The sequence below is a fragment of the Streptomyces sp. NBC_01341 genome, assembly GCF_035946055.1.
GTDB lineage: Bacteria > Actinomycetota > Actinomycetes > Streptomycetales > Streptomycetaceae > Streptomyces.
Window position 1 is genome coordinate 4,457,404 of record NZ_CP108364.1, and the last position, 20,534, is coordinate 4,477,937.

Genomic DNA, 20,534 nt, shown 5'->3' on the forward strand with positions numbered 1-20,534 from the left:
CCTCCGGAAGCCCTGGCACCCCCGAGGACCCCCCGAGGACCACATGCCTGCCGCGCAGCACCCCGCCGTCTCCGTGATCATGCCGGTACTCAACGAGGAACGCCATCTCAGGAACTCGGTCCGGCACATCCTGGAGCAGGAGTACGCCGGTGAGATGGAGGTCGTGATCGCCCTCGGCCCCTCGACCGACCGTACGGACGAGATCGCTGCCGAGCTGGTCCGTGAGGACCCCCGGGTCCACACGGTGCCCAACCCCACCGGCCGTACGCCCGCCGCGCTCAACGCCGCCATCAAGGCATCGAGTCACCCGATCGTGGTGCGCGTGGACGGCCACGGCATGCTCTCGCCGAACTACATCGCGACCGCGGTCAGGCTCCTGGAGGAGACCGGCGCGCAGAACGTCGGCGGCATCATGCACGCCGAGGGCGAGAACGCCTGGGAGGAGGCCGTCGCCGCCGCGATGACCTCGAAGATCGGCGTCGGCAACGCCGCCTTCCACACCGGCGGGAACGCCGGCCCGGCCGAGACGGTCTACCTGGGGGTCTTCCGCCGCGAGGCGCTCGAGCGGGCGGACGGATACAACGTCGAGTTCATCCGCGCCCAGGACTGGGAGCTGAACTTCCGGATCCGTGAGGCGGGCGGTGTCATCTGGTTCTCGCCGGAGCTGAAGGTGCAGTACCGCCCGCGCCCCAGCGTCCGGGCGCTCGCCAAGCAGTACAAGGACTACGGCCGCTGGCGCCACGTCGTCGCCCGCTACCACTCCGGCTCGATCAACCTGCGCTACCTGGCCCCGCCGACGGCCGTGTGCGCCATAGCCGTGGGCATCGTCGCCGGTGCCGCCGTCACCCCGTGGGCCTTCGTGGTCCCGGCCGGATACGCCGCGGCGATCGTCGCCGGATCGCTCCCCGCCGGCAAGGGCCTCTCGCTGAAGGCGCGGGCCCAGATTCCCGTGGCCCTCGCGACCATGCACATGTCGTGGGGGTACGGCTTCCTGACCAGCCCGCGCTCCCTCGCGAGGAAGGTCATCGCCAGCCGCCGCCCGGCGGTCAGCGAGCAGACGGCCTGACGGTCGTACGCGCAGGGGAAGGGGCCCCGCCGTCCGGCGGGTCCCCTTCCCCTGGGTGCGTCAGAAGGTGAAGTCCGGATTCACCTTCATGCACTGCTCCTCCATGCCGTTCAGCGGGTTCGCCGACTCGGGAGTCTTCTCGTCCTCCGCCTTGGCCGGGTACGCCCCGTCCTCGCGCCAGTCGGCGCCGACCGCCAGGACGATGCCCGACACGTCGGTCGACCTCTTGACCTGCGACACCGGGATCCCGAGTGCCTTGGCGACGGCCTGTGCATCACCCTCCAGGTCCGCGCTCGGGTAGAGGACGCCCGTCCTGGCCGCGCCCTCGACGCCCTGCGGATCGACCGAAGCCCTGGTGAAGCCCGAGTCCTTCAGCAGGCCCTTGACCGTGCCCGCACGGCCCTGAGCCGGGCCGAGGCTGTCCGTGCCGGTCGCGTTGCGCACGCTGACCGCGATGTCGGCGGGCGCGTCCGCCGGGTCCTTCGTGACCGGCGTCTTGCGCTTGGACGCCTTGCCGTCCAGAGGGATGTCCTCACGGACCATCCGGAAGACCTGCTCGGCCTCCTCCGGCTTCGGGAAGACCCGGCCGCTCAGGTTTCCCGTGCCGTAGACGTTCGGCATGGTCGTCATGGTGATGCGGTCGGTCGGCGCCTTCTGGAGTTCACCGGCCAGGTCGTAGAGCTTCTTGACGCTGTCGAGCCCGTTGTCGACCGTCAGTGCGGTGGTGGCCGCCTCGGCGAGACCCGTCAGTTTCCCGGGATCGGTGAGCTTGGTGCCCTTGCGCAGCTCACGCACCATCGAGTTCAGGTACTGGTGCTGGGCCTTGGTCCGGCCGAGGTCCGTGTTGTCCTCGAAGCCGTACCGCGTGCGCAGCCACTGGAGGGCCTGTTTGCCCTTGACGGAGGTGGTCCCCTCCTTGAGCTTCAGGCCGGACCCCTTGCCGTCGCGTGTGTGCGAGTAGACGTTGGCGTTCACACAGACCGGGACACCCCCCACCGCGTCCGCCATCGAGACCACACCGGAGAAGTCGATCATCATGAAGTGGTCGATGGTGATGCCGGTGAGCTCGTACCAGGCGGCCACGGTGCACCCGGGGCCGCCGCGCTCCAGGCTCTCGTTCGTCTGGACGGGGACCGTGCTGGCGGGGAAGACCTTGCCGGAGTCGGGGTCCGTGCACCTGGGCATCTTCAGCATGGTGTCGCGCGGCATGCTGACGACCGAGATGTTGCTGCGGTCGGCGGAGAGGTGCAGCAGCATCTGCACGTCCGCGAGGGCGGGACCGCCGAAGTTCTCCTTGGCCCCGCCGAGCTTCTGGTTGGCCTCGGTGTCCCGGGCGTCGGAGCCGATGAGCAGGACGTTCAGAGGTGTCTGACCTGCGGCGTTGGCCTTGTGATCGGCCATCTTCTTGTCGCCGAGCGTCAGGTCCTCCTTCTTGATGTTGCCGTTGAGGTGTCTGTAATACAGATAACCGGCGCCGCCGGTGCCGAGTATCAGCAGGGCGAGGACGGACGCCACCCAGCGCAGTACGCGCCGCTTGCCCCCTTTGGCCGCCCGCCGTGAACGGCGGTTCGGCCCGCCGGAGCTCCGCCCGCCCGCCGACGCGGCCGACCGCCCCGATCTGCCGTGCCCCCCGTGGCCCTCCGCCTCGCTCGCGGCGGGGCCGTCGTGCCGTCCGCGAGGACGCGTTTCTCTCCCGCGCGTGCTGTTCCGTCCCACCAGGACCCCCCTGCTGCTCAGACTTCCCTGTGGCGCGACGACCCGTCGTCACTTCGCGCATACCGCCTTGTCGGCGCTTGCCTTCTGAATGTCCTCCGGTGCCTTTCGCGGACCGGTGAGGGGCACTCCGGCGCCCTCGTAGTCCGCGCCCAGGGTCAGCACCATCGCCTGAGTCCCTCCGGTGCCGGGCTTCCCCTGCTTCAGCGCGGTGGCGGGCAGGCCCATGATGTCCGCGAGCGCGCGGGCCTGGTCCGCCTGTTCCGGCACGTACGCCAGCGTGGTCCTGTCGCTCTTCGCCGGGGCGTTCGACCCGTTCGTGGCGTCGGGCACGCCCTGTTCGTCCTGCAGCCAGCGGACGGTCGCGCCCGCCGCGCCGGTGAGGTCACCGCCGTTCTGGACATCGACGTCGATGTCGGCGGGCTTCGCCCTGCTGCCGGCGAGGACCGCTTCCCGCTTGGTCCTGGCCGCCCTCTCCTGGGCCTTCACCTCGGTGAGGGAGGTGTCGGAGCGCATCAGGCCGAAGAGCTGCGGGGCCTTCTGCTGGTCGACGACCACCGTGACGGGCGTCGGCTCGGCCGGGTTGTCCACCACCGGCAGCGTCGCGAAGGTGATGTTCTTCGTGTCGATCCTGCCGAGCTCCCTGGCGAGCGAGGTCAGCTTCTTGATCGACCCGATTCCGGAGTCGACGGTGAGCGCCTTGGTCGCGGCGTCGGCCAGCTTGAAGAGCTTGCGCGGGTCGGTCAGCGTGTCGTCGGACTTCATCCTGCGGATCATCGAGCCGATGAACTGCTGCTGGATCTTGATCCGGTCGAGGTCGCTCTGGTTGCCGAAACTGTGGCGGGTGCGGACGAAGGCCAGCGCCTGCTCGCCCTCGACGGTGGACCGCCCGGCCGGCAGGTCGAGGTGGGAGTCGGCGTCGTTGACCGGCTTTGCCAGGCAGACCTCGACGCCGCCCACGGCCGTGGAGAGCGTCTTGACCGCGTTGAAGTCGACCATCATGAAATGGTCGACCGGCAGGCCGGTGATCTTCTCGACCGTGCGCATCGTGCAGCCGGGGTCGCGGCCCTCCTGGCCGAGGCTCACGTTGAAGCGGATGTTCTTCGTGCCGGGTATGACCTTCTCCGAGCCGTCCGGCTGCTTGGTGGTGCAGTCCGGCACGTCGGTTATCAGGTCCCGGGGGATGCTCAGTGCCGTCGCGTTGGTGCGGTCGGCGGAGACGTGGAAGAGGATGTTGGTGTCGGCGTGGCCGGTGCTCCCCTTGTCGCCGTAGCCCTCGTTGCCCTTGCCGGTCCGCTTGTCCGTGCCGATGATCAGGATGTTGAGCGGGCTGTCGGCGTGGGCGACGGTTCTGCTGCCCGCGTCGCCCACGTCGACGGTCACGAGGTTGCCGTTGAACTTCTGGTAGAGGGCGTAGGCCCCCGCCGACCCGGCGAGGGTCACGAAGGCCATGACCCCGCCGGTCCACAGCAGGACCTTGCGCCGGCGCGACCTCGGCTGCTTGTGCCCGCGGTGGCCGGCCGGCGGTTCCTGGCCGGGGCCGCCGCGCGTACGGTTCCGCTGTGCGGGCACACGCCCGGGCGATTCGCCGGATTCACCCCCACTGCCGGAGGGGTCGCCGGTGCCCCCGGAGGGGCCGGGCGGTTCTGCTCCGGAGTGGTTCAGTCGCAATTCGTAATTGCCGGTCTGCGGGTTGAGTATCCACTGGTCGGCGGGGTCGATTTCCTCCGCCCGCCCACGCCTGTGCGCGTCCACGGTTTCCTGAATCCTCCGTCGGTGCCACGCGAGGCACCTCCCCCGGCAGGGCCCTCGGTTGCTTCTTCCGGTCAGCGCCGTCTGATGACCGCGAGCACCGGATCGCGTCAGCGTAACCGGCGGAATCGGCCACAGGGGCCGTGCGTGACGCAGTCCACGCCCCTTACAACCGGGCATTCCGCCTATTCCGCTCCGATTGCGTCCTGATACTTGGGCATTGCTTTACGAGTCGCACGGGTCATCAGCCGCATTGGACCCCGAATAGGTCGGAGCCGGCGTCGGGCTGCCGTCCCCGGATGCGCCGGGCTTTTCGCCGGACGGGTTCTCGGAGCTGTGATCCGCCTGTGAATCTCCGGAATTGTTCTTCTCGGGCGGGACCACGGTGACGGGCTCGTCCTTCCTCAGCTGGGTGAAGAGCCTGTCGGCGTCCGGCTGCACGAGCTCGTCCCGGTTCGCGTCGGCGCGGTAGGCCTGCCTGGGCACGGTCAGGAACTGCACCTTCTCGGTCGGGACGTTCCGCATGCCGCGCACCAGGTCGTACAGGTCCCGCAGCGAGTCGAGGCCCGGGTCGGTGGTCACCGACTTGGTCGCCGCGTCCAGCACCGGGTAGAGCCGCGTCGGGTTCAGCAGGACGCCGTTGCTCTGCATCTTGTTGACCAGGGCCCCGAGGAACTTCTGCTGGCGGTCCATGCGCTCGGTGTCGCTGCCGTTCCCGATCGACTTGCGGGCCCTGACGTAGCCCAGGGCCTGCTCGCCGTCGAGCTCCTGGCGCCCGGCGGGGAGCTTGAGGTGGGCGTCGGCGTCGTCGACCGGCTTCTTGAGGCAGACCTCTACGCCGTCCACCGCGTCGACCATGTCCTTGAAGCCCGCGAAGTCGATGACCATGTGGTGGTCGACACGGATACCCGTCATCTTCTCGACCGTGCGGATCGTGCAGGCCGTGCCGCCGAGCTCGAAGGCCCAGTTGAACTGCGCGAACTGCTGTTTGGTCGCCTTGCCGTCCGCCGTGTGGCAACTGGGGATCTCGGACATCAGGTCGCGGGGGATGGACACCGCGGTCGCGCTCCGGCGGTCGGCGGCGAGGTGCAGCAGGATCGTCGTGTCCGAACGCTGGCTGCCGCCGTCGTCGCGGCCGTACGCGCTGTTGTCCCCGGACCGGGTGTCGGAGCCGATCAGCAGGATGTTCTGCGCGTCGTGTGCGACGGGCAGCGGCCTGTCCTTCTCGTACGCCTTGAGCTCGGCCGCGGCGCTGGTGTCCGTGGTGATGTTGCCGTCCAGCTTTTTGTACAGCCACCAGCCGACCCCGGCCGCGACCAGCACGAGGAAGGAGACGGCGAGGGCGGTCCAGCGGAGCCAGTGGCTCTTGTGGCCTTCGCGCTCGGGGCGCGCGGCCCAGGTTCCGTCCCCGCCCTCCCCGCCGGCGCTTTCCGGGGCCGCCGTCCCGGCGGTGTCGCCCTCGCCGCTCCCGACGCCGCTCCCGGCGTCCCGGCGGTCGCCGTCGTTCTCCGGGGCGGTCCCGGACGCGTCGCGCGCCCCGTCCTCGGGCTCGTCCCCTGCCGAGTGGTCGGGGCGGTCCGGTTCGGCCGGAGGGCCGGGGCTGTCGCTCACGTCTGCGTCCATCCTTCATGTTCGGCGGCGCGAAGGGCCGCCGGTCGCAGAAGTAGACGGCTGAACCTCACGCTTGGTTGTGCATTCAGGCGGCGTTCTCGACGTTGCCTCGTACCGCCTGATCATGTACCGCCGTCGGTGCTCAGTCCCGGGGGCTCGGCCCGGCGTGGGCCGGACGGGTGTCGTTCACCGCGCTTGTCATACCGCCGTGTTGCTGATCCGTTCGCTCTCGACGCGCCTGGCCAGCGCTGCCTCGTCCAGGTGGTCCAAGTGGCGGCACAGGACGACGGAACCCCCCGAGGCCAGCGGTGCGAGGAGTCCGGTGGACAGTCCCTCCCAGCTGTCGTAGGCCCGGCCGGTCAGCAGCCGGGAGCCCGGGGTGAGTCCCAGCTCCGCCGCGTCCTGGCGGGCGCGCGCGACGACCTGGTCCGCCGTCAGCTCGGTGCCGGCCACGGCCAGCGCGGGGGCCGCGGGGTCCACCGGGGCGTACGGGGCGAAGCGGTCGCCCTGCCCCGGGACCTCCACCGCGTAGTCCGCGAACCCCTCGGGCGCCTGCGGGAACCGCCCGCCGAGCGGGCGCAGCGCCAGCGCGATCCGTTCACCGCGGCAGGCGCGGGCCCGGTCGAGCGTGTCCGGCCCGCTGACGACGAGATCGGCGGAGGCCGGGTCGCCCTGCACGTCGGCCACGACGCCCACCGAGGAGCAGGCGAGCAGCCAGACGGCCGACTGCCAGTGGGCGGGGAGGAGCAGAGCCAGGCGGTCGCCGGGCTCGGCGGCGAGATCCCCCTGGAGCAGATTGGCGGTCTTGGCCACCCAATTGGCGAAGGTCGCCACGGACAGTTCGACACGCTCTCCGGTTGCGTCGTCGTAGAAGGTGACGAGAGGACGGGCCGGGTCCGCGGCGAGCGCGGATCGCAGCAGGTCGGCGGGGGTGCGATCACTGGCGTTCATCCGCGCAAGGGTACGCGGCGGGTGACGGCCCGGCGGGCGTGACGGGTGTCCCGTACACCGGTTCGGCAGACGGTGCGTCAACTGCACGCGCGCGTACTCCAGTAGCCGGAATGCCGGACTCTGCGAATTATTTCCTGTATGCGTGCACTTCTTGCAACTTCCATCGGCGTCACCTGCGCGACGGCACTCACCCTCCCGCTCGCCGCCCCCGCACCTGCCGCCACCGTCTCCGCCCCGGTCGCCCACGCGTCCGCGGCCGTCCCCGCCGAACCCTCCGGTTCGACACAGTCACTGCCGCTCCGGCCCCTCGGCGGAGCGGTCCCACGAGCCACCGGCCGGCCCTCCGAATCCATGACCCCGGCTGCCGCACAGGGGCTGCTCCGGCGGGACTCCCGCCGCTTCTCCCTGGTCGGCGTCGTCTGGGACGACGCCGACACCGAACTCCACGGCACCGTCCAGGTCCGCACCCGGGCCACCGACACCACCCGGTGGTCCGGCTGGCAGGCCCTGGAGACCCACAACACCGACCACGCGGCCGACGCCGGAAGCGTCGAGCGGCTGTCGGGCCGGGTGCGCGGCTCCACCGTCCCGCTCTGGGTCGGCGACTCGGACGGAGTCGAGGTACGCGTACGTTCCGAGAACGCCGGACCGCGAAGCGGCGCCGCCGACACCGCCCCGCTCCCGGCCGGACTCCGCGTCGAACTCGTCGATCCCGGCGACGACCCGGTGCTGCCGCGCGCCGAGGACACCCCGGCCACCGGGACGCCGTCCTCCGTCACCCCGTCGCCGGGCGTCGCGACCCCCGCGACGGCCCCCAAGCCCGGCGCACTCCCGGAAGCCGCGGGTCTCGGCATGGCGGCGGCCGAGAGCTCCGCCGTCAACGCCGACCTCGCCCCGCTGGGTGCCGCCGAGATCACCGCCCTGAGCAAGGCCGAATCGGAGGAACAAGCGGTCGTCGGGGCCGGCGCCAAGCCCTTCGTGGGACCGCGTCCGCGCATCGTCACGCGCAAGGGCTGGGGTGCCGACGAGAGCCTGCGTGAGCGGGCCTTCGCCTACACCTCGACCGTCAAGGCCGCCTTCATCCACCACAGCGCCACCGGGAACAACTACACCTGCTCCCAGGCGCCCTCGGTCCTGCGCAGCATCTACCGCTACCACGTCAAGAGCAGCGGCTGGCGCGACATCGGCTACAACTTCGCCGTAGACAAGTGCGGGAACATCTACGAAGGGCGTGCCGGAGGTGTGACCAAGGCCGTCCTCGGAGCCCACACGCTCGGGTTCAACACGAACAGCATGGGCATCGCGGTCCTCGGGACGTACAGCTCGAAGAACCCGCCCGCCGCCGCCGTGACGGCGATCGCCAAGCTCACCGCCTGGAAGCTCGGGCTGTTCGGCCGCAACCCCAAGGGCAAGGTCACCCTCGTCTCCGGCGGCAGCGGCAAGTACAAGAAGGGTGCGAAGGCCAAGCTAAACGTCATCTCCGGGCACCGCGACGGCTTCGCAACCGAATGCCCCGGAAGCCGTCTCTACAAGAAGCTCGGCACGGCCCGGACCAGTTCGGCCAAACTGCAGGGCCGCTGACCGGGAGAGCTCCGACCGGTCTGCATACACTGGCCAGCCGATACGAGGCCCCGGCCCCAGCAGGAAGCAGAGACGGTGCTGTGACAGAGGCAAAAGAAGCGATCCTCCTGGTCGGTGGCAAGGGCACCCGGCTGCGTCCCCTCACGGTGCACACCCCGAAGCCGATGGTGCCGGCGGCGGGGGTGCCGTTCCTCACCCACCAACTGGCGCGCGCCAGGGCCGCGGGGGTGGAGCACATCGTGCTCGCGACGTCCTATCTGGCGGAGGTATTCGAACCGTACTTCGGGGACGGTTCGTCGCTCGGCCTCTCCATCGAGTACGTCACCGAGGACGAACCGCTCGGTACCGGCGGGGCCATCCGGAACGTGGCGTCGCGGCTGGCATCCGGCCCGGACGAACCCGTCCTCGTGTTCAACGGGGACATCCTGACGGGTCTCGACATCCGGGCCCTGGTCGCGTCGCACGCCGCCTCCGGGGCGGACGTCTCCCTGCACCTGACGAGGGTGGACGACCCGCGCGCCTTCGGTCTCGTGCCGACGGACGGCACGGGCCGGGTGACGGCCTTCCTCGAGAAGCCGCAGACACCCGAGGAGATAGTCACCGACCAGATCAACGCGGGGGCGTACATCTTCCGGCGGTCGGTCATCGACACGATTCCCGCCGGGCGGCCGGTGTCCGTGGAGCGCGAGACCTTCCCCGGGCTCCTGGACTCGGGCGCTCACCTCCAGGGCATGGTCGACTCCACCTACTGGCTGGACCTCGGCACCCCCCAGGCGTTCGTACGGGGATCGGCCGACCTGGTCCTGGGGCGTGCCCCGTCCCCGGCGGTCCCCGGCCGCTGCGGCGAACGGCTGGTCCTGCCCACCGCCTCCGTCGCCGCCGACGCCAAACTCACGGGCGGCACCGTCGTCGGGGAAGGCGCGCTGATCGGGGAGGGCGCGAGGATCGCGGGGTCGGCCGTGCTCGCGGGCGCCGTCGTCGAACCGGGCGCGGTGATCACCGACTCGCTCGTCGGATCGGGAGCGCGGATCGGCAGCCGTTCGATCCTCACGGGGGCGGTGATCGGCGACGGGGCACGGGTCGGCGCCGACAACGAACTGCGCGACGGGATCCGCGTCTGGTGCGGTGCGGTCCTCCCGGACGCGGCGGTCCGCTTCTCCTCCGACCAGTGACGGCGGTCGTCCGGCCGCCGGACGACCGCCATCGGCCGTACCCTCGACAGGCACCCCGACGACCGAGGACCTCACCCGTGGCAGGACGCTTCGTACCCCGCACCGCCGCCGTACCCCCCGGGCGGCCGGCGGCCACGGACACGTCCGCCCCGGCACTGACCCGGACCTGGACCCCGCCGGGCCCGCTGGACCTGCGGCTGGTCCTCAGCCCGCTGCGCCGCGGCCCGGCCGACCCCGCCTACCGCGCACTGTCCGACGGAACCTTCTGGCGGGCCACCCGCACCCCGGCCGGCCCCGGCACCCTGCGCGTCTCGGCGACCCACGACGGCACGGTCCACGGGACGGCCTGGGGGCCGGGTGCACAGTGGCTGCTGGACGGGCTCCCCGCACTGCTCGGCGCCGACGACGTCCCGGACGACTTCCGCCCCCGTCACCGGCTGCTCGCCCTGACCCAGCACCGCCGGCCCGGTCTGCGCCTGCTGCGCACCGGGCTCGTGATGGAGTCCCTGATCCCCTCGATCCTGGAGCAGAAGGTCACCACCGACGAGGCATACCGCGCCTGGCGGCTCCTGCTCCGCACCCACGGCACCCCGGCCCCCGGCCCCTCGGACCCGCGGTTCGCCACGTTCGGCCTCCACGTCCTGCCGGACGCGCGGACCTGGTCGCTCATCCCGTCCTGGGAGTGGCACCGCGCGGGTGTGGACTCCAAGCGCTCCGCGACGATCCTGCGCGCGGTCCGGGTGGCCCGGCGCATGGAGGAAGCGGCCGCGATGGGCCTCACCGAGGCCATGGCCAGGCTCCAGCTGATCCCGGGCATCGGCCCCTGGACAGCGGCGGAGACCCTCCAGCGCTCGAACGGTGCCGCCGACGCGGTCACGGTCGGCGACCTGCACCTGCCGGGCATCGTCGGCCACGCGCTCGCGGACAACCGGGACGCCGACGACGAGGAGATGCTGGCGCTCCTGGCCCCCTACGAGGGCCAGCGCCACCGCGCGACGCGCCTGATCATGCTCTCGGGCCGCATTCCGGCACGCAGGGCCCCCCGGATGACACCGCGCGACATCGCCCCGCTGTGACCGGCCGGGGGCCCCCTCAGCGCACCGCGATGAACGCTTCCGGGTCGCGCGGCCCCCGTACCGCGGGCTCCGCCCTGGGATGGCCGACGGCCACCGCGCCCAGCGGGTCCCAGGTGTCCGGCAGGTCCAGTACCTCGCGCACCACGGGCCGGCAGAACATCGTCGAGGACACCCACGCCGAACCGAGCCGCTCACCCGCGAGCGCCACCAGGAAGTTCTGCACACCCGCACCGGCCGCGACCACGAACATCTCGCGCTCCGCGGTGTCCCGGCGCTCGTCCCCGTAGGCGTGCGATCCGTCGGTCACCAGGCACGGCACCGCGAGGTAGGGCGCGTTGCGCAGGACGTCACCCCGCCGTACCCGCTTGGCGATCGACTCCTCGCCGCGCCCGTCCCGCCGCAGGTCGGCGATCCACGCGTCCCGCATGGCGTCCAGCAGCCGGTGCCGGGCACCGGCGGACTCCAGCAGCACGAACCGCCACGGTGTCGTGTGGTGCGGGGCCGGGGCCGTCACCGCCGCCGCCACCGCGCGGCGCACGGCACCGGGGTCGACCGGCTCGTCCGTGAACTCCCGCACGGTGCGCCGCAGGCCGAGCGCCTCCCGCACCGCCTCCGACGTCCCCAGCCGGAACATGTCGTCGGCCGCCACCCGCACCATGGCACGGGCCCCCTCCTCGGGCTCCCCGGCACCGGCCACCACGTGGGGCAGCCCGCGTACGACCGCGACGGGCAGCCCGGACGCCTTGCCCTTCACCAGGTCACCGGCCGAGGCCAGCTCGTCGGCGGTGGCCACGACCGTGGCGCTCAGCGGATTGCCGTGCGCGTCGGTGCCGCCCCGGAGGTCGTCCAGCACCCTCACGCCCGCCGCGCCGATCGCGACGTCCGTGAGCCCGTTGCGCCAGGGACGGCCGAAGGTGTCCGTGACGACGACTCCGATCTCCACCCCGAGCGCGTCCCGCAGGCCGTCCCGGATCGCGCGGGCGGAGGCGTCGGGGTCCTCGGGCAGGAGCAGCACCGTCCCGGCGGGGGTGTTCGAGGCGTCGACACCGGCCGCCGCCATGACGAGCCCCTGGCGGTTCTCCACGATCCTGAGGGTGCCGCGCCGGGCCACGACCCGGACCGTCTCGGCGTCGATGGCCGCCTCCCGGTCGGCTGCCTCGACGATCCGGCCCTCCGACTTGGAGACGATCTTCGAGGTGACCAGGAGGACATCGCCGTCGGCGAGTCCCGGCTCCGTGGCGGCGATCAGTTTCGCGAGATCGTCGCCCTCCCGCACCTCGGGCATTCCCGGCAGGGCCCACACCCGGTACGAGGGCGCCGTCGGCGCGGGTCCGGACCTCACGCGCGCACCTCCTCGGCCAGGGCCAGTGCCTGGCGGGCCATCTCCGCGGTGGCGTCCGTGTCGGTCATCATCAGGGGCACGGCCCGGCAGCGGATGCCGGCGGCCTCCACCTCGGCGACGGCTCCCGCGTCCACGGTGTCGACGAGCCAGCCGTCGAGCAGCCCCGAACCGTAGTGCTGGGCGACGGCGGCCGCGGTGGACTCGACGCCCACGGCGGCCAGCACCTTGTCGGCCATGCCGCGGACGGGCGCGTCACCGACGATGGGGGAGAGCCCGACGACGGGCACCCCCGCCTCGGCGATGGCCTCGCGGATACCGGGTACGGCCAGGATGGTGCCGACGGAGACGACGGGGTTGGACGGCGGGAAGACGATGACGTCGGCCCCGGCGATGGCCTCCAGCACGCCGGGCGCGGGCTTCGCCTGGTCCGCGCCCACCGGCACGATGGCCTGCGCGGGTACGGAGGCCCGCAGCTTGACCCAGTACTCCTGGAAGTGGACGGCCTTGCTCTCGCCGTCGACGTCCACCGCCACGTGCGTCTCGACGCGGTCGTCGGACATGGGGATCAGCCTGACCCCGGGCTTCCAGCGGGCGCAGAGCGCCTCGGTGACGGCACTCAGCGGGTAACCGGCGCCGAGCATCTGCGTACGGACGATGTGGGTGGCGAAGTCACGGTCGCCGAGGCCGAACCACTCGGGCCCCACGCCGTACGCCGCGAGCTCGTCCTTGACCCGGAAGGTCTCGTCGGTACGCCCCCAGCCCTGCTCCTCGTTGATGCCACCGCCGAGGGTGTACATCACGGTGTCGAGGTCGGGACATACCTTCAGCCCGAACAGATGGATGTCGTCGCCGGTGTTGCCGATCACCGTGATGTCCGCGTCGGGCGTGGCCTGTTTGAGGCCACGCAGGAAACGAGCACCACCGATACCGCCGGCCAGAACCACAATGCGCATACAGAACAGTCTGTCAGGCGGAGCCTGATCGTTGTGGGGGTGGTGGCGGGCGACGGGTGGGCTGTCAGGCGGAGCCTGATCGTTGTGGGGGTGGTGGCGGGCGACGGGTGGGCCCTCGACCGTGGGCTGCTGCTCGTCAGGCCGGTACGACGTCCGCGGCGGCGGCGGTGGCGCAGCGGGCCGAGTGCATCGGCATAGCGGTCAGCCCCGGGAAGTAGATGTGCAGGCTGACGGCCGGCTCCAGGGAGTCGTTGACGACCTCGTGGACGTAACCGGGTGCGAAGACCCGTTGGGAACCGGTGGTCAGTACCCGTGCGCCGCGCGTGGTGTGCTCGGTCAACTCGCCTTCCAGGACGGTGAGTACACCGGAGGACAGGCCGTGGTCGTGGCGTCCGCTGCCCTGGCCGGGGACCCAGCTCAGCAGCCAGATCTCGTAGCCGGGGAAGGCCGCGCCGCTGCCGGTGCGGGGTACCGGGGGAGCGCTGTGCAGCCGGTGGTACCAGCGGGTCGTTGTGTCGTACCGGACGAGCGGGGCCCACCGGTCGCGGTCGGCGGCGATGGACCGGGCCATGCCGACGAACTCGGCCACGGTGGAGGGGTGGGGGCTGGCCGGGCGGAGGAGGTGCTGGACCTCAAGGATGTCGCCGGCGATGGAGAGGTCGCTGTCGCTGTTCATGGGTGCGGTGGTTCCTCGGCATGTGGATGCGCGTACGTGGGGGTGTCGCGAAGACCGGAATGCGGTGGAGAAGGCTGGATCAGGGCTGGAGCGCTACGGCTCAACAGCTGTGACAGCTGGAACAGCAACAGCGGGCCTGGACAGCGCTACGGAACCCACGGCTGTGGGTGGCGTACGTCGCTGCGGTCGCTGGCATGAAATCAAGGAGACCGGCACCGTGTGCGTTCTGTCAACTCAATGCCCGATTTGGCGGCAATCTTTCACCCCATCCGGTTGTGAAGACAGGAGAAAGGTTTTGGCACCCATTTCAGAGGCAAGGTGGCGCATCAACCGCGTGTGCAAACGCGGTTGAGGGCTCGTGACCCTAATGTGATCTTGGTCGCTTCGGTGATCGAATCGAAACATCGAGCCGGCCCGGCCCGTCCTTCTCCCTGGGGGCGGTCCGTGGAGCGGCACCAGTGGCATATGTCAGGTTTTTGGTGATTTGAACACTTTCCGCATAGGCTTGGTTCCGCAGAGTGAATACCGGGGCCAATAGCAGATCTTCGCTTGACTGGCCTGAAGCTACACACTTGTAATTTCACTCGTGTCGTTCGGCCGCATCGATAACGGCCGCATCACGGGGACGCAAGAGACGGACGAGGGGCGCACATGACCGAGCTGTTCCAGCAACTGCTGGTCGAGGACGCGGACGAGGAGCTCGGCTGGCAGGAGCGCGCGCTGTGCGCCCAGACCGATCCGGAGTCCTTCTTCCCCGAGAAGGGCGGCTCCACCCGCGAGGCCAAGAAGGTCTGTCTCGCCTGCGAAGTCCGTTCCGAATGCCTTGAGTACGCCCTCAACAACGACGAGCGGTTCGGGATCTGGGGCGGCCTCTCCGAGCGTGAGCGCAGGCGCCTGAAAAAGGCGGCCATCTGACGCAGCGCCCCCGGACACCGGGATCGCGATGGCCTGGGGGCCGCACCCTGCACAAGGGTGCGGCCCCCAGGCCATCGGCACGTCCGGCCGCCTCCGCGTCCCGCCGGTCAACCGCTCGGCGCGGGGCCCACATCCGTACCGTTAGTGTGGGGCCCCGTCCGAGAGACGCGTCAACGCCCCGCCGGGGCGCGCGTGTACACCGATGCAGCCCCCGGGGGACCCCCTCCGGAACCGGCCGGAGGGCCCCTACCCCGATGTCCGTGCACAGCCACTCGGCGGCGCCGAATACGGCCGCCGCAGCCCCTGAGTTCCCCCGGCACGTCGTCACCGCCGTGCTCGTCGCCCACGACGGCGCGCGCTGGCTGCCCGAAGTGCTCGCCGGCCTGCTCGGGCAGGAACGCCCCGTGCAGAACGTCGTCGCCGCCGACACCGGCAGCGCCGACGACTCCGCCCGCCTGGTCACCGAGGCGCTGGGCGGCGAGCGCGTCCTGCACCTGGCGCGGCGCACGAGCTTCGGCACCGCCGTCGAGGAGGCGACCCGCTCCGCCGGTGTCCTCACCCCCGACGACCTGCCGTATCTGAAGCGCCCTAGTGGCTGGGACCCCGTCACACGGACCTGGCGCGACGACGCCTACGACCTTCCGGAGCTCCCGCACGGCGATCCCGTCCAGTGGCTCTGGCTGCTGCACGACGACAGTGCCCCCGAGCCGGACGCCCTCGCCGAGATGCTGCGCGTCGTCGACAACGACAGGCACGCCGCGATCGTCGGACCCAAGCTGCGCGGCTGGTACGACCGGAAGCAGCTCCTCGAGGTCGGCGTCTCCATCGCCAACAGCGGACGCCGCTGGACCGGACTGGACCGCCGCGAACAGGACCAGGGCCAGCACGACCAGGTCCGCACCGTCCTCTCCGTGTCCTCCGCGGGCATGCTCGTGCGGCGCGACGTCTGGGAGGAACTCGGCGGCTTCGACCGCAGACTCCCGCTGATGCGTGACGACGTCGACCTCTGCTGGCGCGCCCACCTGGCGGGCCACCGCGTCCTCGTCGCCCCGGAGGCCGTCCTGCGGCACGCCGAGGCCTCCGCGAGGGAACGCCGCCCCATCGACTGTGCCGGGCGCTCGGTCGCCAGCCCGCACCGCGTCGACAAGGCGGGCGCCGTCTACACGATGCTCGTCAACGCCCGTGGCAAGCAGCTGCCCTGGGCCCTGCTCCGTCTCCTCGTCGGCACGGTGCTGCGCACCGTCGCCTATCTCGTGGGCAAGGTGCCCGGGCAGGCACTCGACGAGGTCGCCGGACTCTTCGGCACCCTGCTGCGGCCCGGACGGATCCTCGCCGCCCGGCGCGACCGGCGCGGGGGGACGGTGGACGCGGCCGAACTGCGGTCGCTCTTCCCTCCGCCCGGTGCCACGGTCCGCGCCACGTTCGAACAGGTCGCGGGCAACTTCGGCAGCCGCACCGACACGGACTCCGGCGGGTCGCGGCACGGAGCGGTCGAGTCCGGCCCCGGCGGGGACGACGCCGACTTCCTGCAGATCGAGCAGTTCGCGCGGCTCAAGCGGCTCGGCCGCAAGCCCGGCCCCGTCCTCTTCGCGCTCCTCCTTCTCGTCTCGCTGGTGGCCTGCCGAGGCCTTCTCGGCGGCGGCGCGCTCGCGGGCGGCGCCCTGCTGCCCGCCCCGGCCGACGTCTCCGACCTCTGGGGGCGGTACGCGGACGGATGGCACCCCGTCGGCACGGGCGGAACCCAGTCCGCTCCTCCGTACCTCGCCGTGATCGCCGCCCTGTCGGCACTCTTCCTCGGCTCCACGGGCTTCGCGCTCACCCTGCTGCTCGTCTGCTCGGTCCCGCTCGCCGGGCTCACCGCGTACTTCGCCTCGCGGCCGCTGCTCGAATCCCGGCTGCTGCGTGCCTGGGCGAGCGTCGCGTACGCCTTCCTGCCGGCAGCGACCGGGGCGCTGGCCACCGGACGCCTCGGTACGGCCGTCCTGGCCGTGCTGCTCCCGCTGATCGCCCGCGCGGCCGTGGCCGCGCACGGACTTCGCGGGAACGGGTCGAGTGCACGGGGCAGCTGGCGCGCCACCTGGGCGTACACCCTGCTGCTCACCTTCACCACGGCCTTCACCCCGGTCGTCTGGCCGCTGGCCGTGGTGCTCGGCATCGCGGTGCTGGCCCTGCGCCGGAATGACATCGCGGCGTACGGCCTCCGCTTCCTGGCCGCGGTGGGCACCCCGCTGCTGGTCCTCGCGCCCTGGTCGCTCTCGCTGCTGGCCAGTCCGTCGGACTTCCTGAAGGAGGCCGGTCTCGACCTCGGCGCGGGTACGGCGTCCGCTGTCGACCTGCTGGGCATCAGCCCCGGTGGCCCCAAGGCCGCGGGCGGCGTCCTGCTGCTGGGTATCGTGCTGGCCGCGCTGGCCGCCCTGCTGCGCGGGGAGCGGCAGTTCGCCATCCGCACCGCCTGGGTGGTCGTGCTCACCGGCCTGGCCTTCGCCGGCCTCTCCAACGGCTCCACCTGGGCGGGGCCCGCGACTCTCGTCTACGGCATCGCGCTGCTCGCCGCCGCGCTGCTCGGTGCGGACGGCGCCCGGGTCCGCGTCGCCGCTCTCAGCTTCGGCTGGCGTCAGCCCGTCGCCGCCCTCATCGCGCTGGCCGCCGGGATCGCCCCGGTCCTGGCCGCGGCCGGCTGGATGATCGGCGGCGCGGCGGGACCGCTGGAGCGCCGCGACCCGGTGCAGGTGCCGGCGTTCGTCGCGGAGGAGAGCAGTACCCGCGACCAGCCGCGCACCCTGGTCCTCGGAGGCACGTCCCCGGCCGCTGTCTCCTACAGCCTGGTCCGCGGCTCGGGTGCCCGTCTGGGTGATGCCGAACTCACCGAGGCGGGCGGCAGCAACAGCCACCTCGACAAGGTCGTCGCCAACCTGGTCGCGGGCTCCGGCGCCGACCAGGGCAGCCAGCTCAGCGGCTTCGCGATCCGTTACGTCCTCGTACGCGACGGGGCGCCCCGTCAGATGAGCCGCGTCCTGGACTCGACCCCGGGGCTCAGCCGGCTCAGCCAGCTGGACGGCAGCGCCCTGTGGCGGGTCGACCGTCAGGTCTCCCGGCTCGCGATCGTCCCCTCCGGCGAGGACGCGGTGCCGGTCCCGGTCGGATCGCTGCCGGTGGAAGCGCACACCGAGGTCCCCGAGGGCGGTACGGGGCGGGTGCTGCGGATCGCCGACGCGGCCGACCCGGGCTGGCAGGCCACGCTGAACGGCCGGGCGCTGACCCCGAAGACCGTGGACGGCTGGGCGCAGGGCTTCTCCCTCCCCGCCGAGGGCGGCAGGCTCGACCTCACGTACGACACCCCGATCACGCACAGCGCCTGGGTGTGGGCGCAGGTGGCGCTCGGCATCGTCCTGGTGGTCATGGCTCTGCCGGGCCGCCGCCGGGAGATCGACGACGACCTGCCCGAGGAGACGGACGCCGTCCCGGACGAGCCGGTCGCGGGTGAAGGACGCCGGGCGCGCAGGCTGCGTGCGGCGGCCCAGGCCGAGACCGCCGCGGCCACCGAGGGTGCGGAGGGGCCGGCGTACCCGGACGACCCGGCCGCCGCTCCTGACCCGTACATCCCGGCGCAGCAGGACACCGATCCGTACGCGCCGGTCCCGGGCGACCAGGACGGTACGGGCTCCTACGCGGCGGTGCCGCAGCAGGACACGGGGTCCTACGCGCCGGTCCCGGGCGACCAGGACGGTACGGGCTCCTACGCGGCGGTGCCCCAGCAGAACTACGGGGAGTGGGACGCCCAGCAGTACCAGGGTGCCGACTACGGCCAGTACCCGGAGGGCCAGGACACCGGCCAGTACCCCGGTGTGCAGGAGACCGGCCCGTACCAGGGCGGTCAGGACGCGGGCCAGTACTACCAGGCCGATCCGTACCAGCAGGACCCGTACCAGCAGCAGGGCGCCTACGACCCGTACGGCTACGCCCAGCAGCAGCCCTACGCCACGGGGGCCGGCGAAGCCGCCCCGTACGAGGGGCAGGACGGGCATGACGGGCACGACCAGAACCCAGCCCCGGGCCAGGGCCCGTGGCCGACCGGCAACGCATCGCGAGGCGAGTCCGAGTGAAGTCCACACCCCTGTACCTGGTGGCGGGCACCGTCGCCCTCGCCGCCGTCACCGGTTTCGCCGCGCTCACCGCGCCCGGCGACGAGGGCCCGGTCGAGCCGCAGGCAGCGGCACTGCTTCCCGTGGAGCGCTCCAGCCTCCTGTGCCCCGCGCCGAGCATGTCCGACCTGGCGGATACGACGTACACCTCCTTCACCCCGGAGGGGGAGGGCGGCGGGGAGGCCGGTGCCGCCGAACTGAAGGCCGCCGAGGCCCTGCCGGCGGACGACGCGCCCGCCGGAGAGGACGCGGACAAGGGCAAGGACAAGGGGACCGACGCCGAAAAGGGGAGGACGGCGGAGTCCAAGCCTGTCCTCTCCCTGAAGGACCTCGGCAAGCCGTCCATCGCCGAGACGTCCAAGTCAGGTGCCCCCGCCCTGGTCGGCACCGCGACCGGCAAGCTGGCCCCCGGCTGGACGACCCAGCAGACGACCACGGCCGAGGCAGGCGGCGCCCGCGGTCTGCTCGGTGTCAGCTGCACCACCCCCGACACCGACTTCTGGTTCCCGGGAGCCAGCACCGCGGCGGCCCGCCAGGACTACGTCCATCTGACCAACCCCGACGACACGGCCGCCGTCGCCGACATCGAGCTGTACGGAGCCGAGGGCCCCCTCAAGTCGGACGCGGGCGAGGGCATCACGGTCCCGGCGAGGTCCAGCGTGCCGATCCTGATCTCGACGCTGACCGGGGAGGCCGCCGAGAACGTGACCGTCCACGTCACCACGCGGACCGGGCGGGTCGGCTCCGCTGTGAGCGCCGCCGAGGACAAGGTGGGCAGCGACTGGCTGGCCAAGTCCGCCGACCCTGCGCAGACCCTGGTCCTGCCGGGCATCCCGTCGGACGCCACCTCCGTGCGCCTGGTGGCCTTCGCACCCGGCGAGGACGACGCCGACGTGAAGATCCAGCTCATGGGCAAGAACGCGACGTTCTCACCGGCGGGGAACGACACCCTCCACATCAAGTCGCGGATGACCGCGAGCGTCGATCTCAAGAACATCACCCGGGGTGAGCCCGGCTCGATCCGGCTGACCTCGACCGACGGCAGCAGGACACCGGTGGTAGCCGCCCTGCGCGTGGTGCGGGGGAGCGGTGCCGGGCAGGAGATCGCGTTCATCCCGGCGACCGCGCCGGTCGGCGACCGGGCGAGCGTCGCCGACAACCGGGCGAAGGCCTCGGTCCTCTCGCTGACCGCCCCGGGAGCGACGGCCAAGGTCAAGGTGACCGCGTCGGCGGGCAGCGGGGGCGGCGAGAAGACCTCCAAGACCTACACGGTCAAGGGCGGTACGACGCTCGAGGTGATCCCGGAGGCACCGGACGGTCTCAAGGGCGGCTACGCGCTGACGGTGGAGACGGAGTCGGGCGGCCCGGTCCACGCCGCCCGCACGCTCACGCTCAAGGAGGGCGGCGTCAGCATGTTCACGGTGCAGACGATGCCGGACGACGGGGGCACCGTCGAGGTGCCCGCCGTGCAGCAGGACCTGTCCGTCCTGGACGACTGAGGTCACGGCGTCACGGGCGGTCCTGCCCGTGGCGCCGGTTCCTCCCGTTGTGTCCGGTCCTGCCCACGGCACGCAGTGGTGCTCC

Annotated in this window: 14 protein-coding genes; 7 read left to right on the forward strand and 7 right to left on the reverse strand. The window is 71.9% G+C overall.

The genetic code is table 11. The features are described 5' to 3' along the window. Positions 1-43 precede the first annotated feature (43 nt). Positions 44-1,066, forward strand: a complete 1,023-nt coding sequence (locus OG206_RS19775; RefSeq protein WP_327117888.1) for a glycosyltransferase family 2 protein — start codon at positions 44-46, stop codon at positions 1,064-1,066. Between the two features lie 60 nt (positions 1,067-1,126). Here the strand turns inward: OG206_RS19775 and OG206_RS19780 are convergent, their stop codons facing one another. From OG206_RS19780 to OG206_RS19795, 4 genes are all read right to left on the reverse strand, one after another. Continuing rightward, complete coding sequence (locus tag OG206_RS19780; protein WP_327117890.1) at positions 1,127-2,782, reverse strand: LCP family protein; 1,656 nt, start codon at positions 2,780-2,782, stop codon at positions 1,127-1,129. A gap of 48 nt (positions 2,783-2,830) precedes the next feature. Then, positions 2,831-4,534 carry an LCP family protein gene (locus OG206_RS19785; RefSeq protein WP_327117892.1) on the reverse strand — a complete coding sequence of 568 codons (1,704 nt, stop codon included), beginning with the start codon at positions 4,532-4,534 and terminating at the stop codon, positions 2,831-2,833. A 222-nt stretch (positions 4,535-4,756) separates the two neighbouring features. Continuing rightward, entirely contained in the window at positions 4,757-6,154 is a 1,398-nt protein-coding gene (locus OG206_RS19790; protein WP_327117894.1) for an LCP family protein, read from the reverse strand. 186 nt (positions 6,155-6,340) lie between these two features. After that, positions 6,341-7,093, reverse strand: coding sequence for a TIGR03089 family protein (locus tag OG206_RS19795; RefSeq protein WP_327117896.1), 753 nt, complete (start codon positions 7,091-7,093; stop codon positions 6,341-6,343). 138 nt (positions 7,094-7,231) lie between these two features. Between OG206_RS19795 and OG206_RS19800 the strand changes: the two genes are divergently transcribed. The 3 genes from OG206_RS19800 (at position 7,232) to OG206_RS19810 (ending at position 10,922) form a co-directional block, all read left to right on the forward strand. Continuing rightward, a complete protein-coding gene (locus OG206_RS19800) occupies positions 7,232-8,674 on the forward strand; it encodes an N-acetylmuramoyl-L-alanine amidase (protein WP_327117898.1) in 1,443 nt (480 codons plus the stop codon). Between the two features lie 80 nt (positions 8,675-8,754). Further along, complete coding sequence (locus OG206_RS19805) at positions 8,755-9,846, forward strand: NDP-sugar synthase (protein WP_327117900.1); 1,092 nt, start codon at positions 8,755-8,757, stop codon at positions 9,844-9,846. Positions 9,847-9,923: 77 nt separating this feature from the next. Beyond that, a complete protein-coding gene (locus OG206_RS19810) occupies positions 9,924-10,922 on the forward strand; it encodes a DNA-3-methyladenine glycosylase family protein (RefSeq protein ID WP_327117904.1) in 999 nt (332 codons plus the stop codon). Positions 10,923-10,938: 16 nt separating this feature from the next. Here the strand turns inward: OG206_RS19810 and OG206_RS19815 are convergent, their stop codons facing one another. The 3 genes from OG206_RS19815 to OG206_RS19825 form a co-directional block, all read right to left on the reverse strand. After that, positions 10,939-12,264, reverse strand: a complete 1,326-nt coding sequence (locus OG206_RS19815) for a coenzyme F420-0:L-glutamate ligase (RefSeq protein WP_327117906.1) — start codon at positions 12,262-12,264, stop codon at positions 10,939-10,941. Further along, a complete protein-coding gene (gene cofD / locus OG206_RS19820; protein WP_327117908.1) occupies positions 12,261-13,217 on the reverse strand; it encodes a 2-phospho-L-lactate transferase in 957 nt (318 codons plus the stop codon). Before cofD ends, OG206_RS19815 begins: the two co-directional genes overlap by 4 nt. A gap of 136 nt (positions 13,218-13,353) precedes the next feature. Next, positions 13,354-13,893, reverse strand: coding sequence for a cysteine dioxygenase (locus OG206_RS19825; protein WP_327117910.1), 540 nt, complete (start codon positions 13,891-13,893; stop codon positions 13,354-13,356). A gap of 651 nt (positions 13,894-14,544) precedes the next feature. Here OG206_RS19825 and OG206_RS19830 point away from each other — a divergent pair. From OG206_RS19830 to OG206_RS19840, 3 genes are all read left to right on the forward strand, one after another. Next, positions 14,545-14,808: a WhiB family transcriptional regulator gene (locus OG206_RS19830; RefSeq protein WP_031093859.1), complete on the forward strand. Its 264-nt coding sequence runs from the start codon at positions 14,545-14,547 to the stop codon at positions 14,806-14,808. 254 nt (positions 14,809-15,062) lie between these two features. Beyond that, positions 15,063-18,911, forward strand: a complete 3,849-nt coding sequence (locus OG206_RS19835) for a glycosyltransferase (protein ID WP_327117914.1) — start codon at positions 15,063-15,065, stop codon at positions 18,909-18,911. After that, positions 18,908-20,449: a DUF5719 family protein gene (locus tag OG206_RS19840; RefSeq protein WP_327117916.1), complete on the forward strand. Its 1,542-nt coding sequence runs from the start codon at positions 18,908-18,910 to the stop codon at positions 20,447-20,449. Before OG206_RS19835 ends, OG206_RS19840 begins: the two co-directional genes overlap by 4 nt. Positions 20,450-20,534 lie beyond the last annotated feature (85 nt).

Bases quoted from the DNA above. Each gene is read 5' to 3' on its own strand.
- OG206_RS19775 (WP_327117888.1), top strand. From the start codon at position 44: ATGCCTGCCGCGCAGCACCCCGCCGTCTCCGTGATCATGCCGGTACTC.
- OG206_RS19790 (WP_327117894.1), bottom strand. From the start codon at position 6,154: ATGGACGCAGACGTGAGCGACAGCCCCGGCCCTCCGGCCGAACCGGAC.
- OG206_RS19795 (WP_327117896.1), bottom strand. From the start codon at position 7,093: ATGAACGCCAGTGATCGCACCCCCGCCGACCTGCTGCGATCCGCGCTC.
- OG206_RS19800 (WP_327117898.1), top strand. From the start codon at position 7,232: ATGCGTGCACTTCTTGCAACTTCCATCGGCGTCACCTGCGCGACGGCA.
- cofD (WP_327117908.1), bottom strand. From the start codon at position 13,217: ATGCGCATTGTGGTTCTGGCCGGCGGTATCGGTGGTGCTCGTTTCCTG.
- OG206_RS19825 (WP_327117910.1), bottom strand. From the start codon at position 13,893: ATGAACAGCGACAGCGACCTCTCCATCGCCGGCGACATCCTTGAGGTC.
- OG206_RS19830 (WP_031093859.1), top strand. From the start codon at position 14,545: ATGACCGAGCTGTTCCAGCAACTGCTGGTCGAGGACGCGGACGAGGAG.
- OG206_RS19835 (WP_327117914.1), top strand. From the start codon at position 15,063: ATGTCCGTGCACAGCCACTCGGCGGCGCCGAATACGGCCGCCGCAGCC.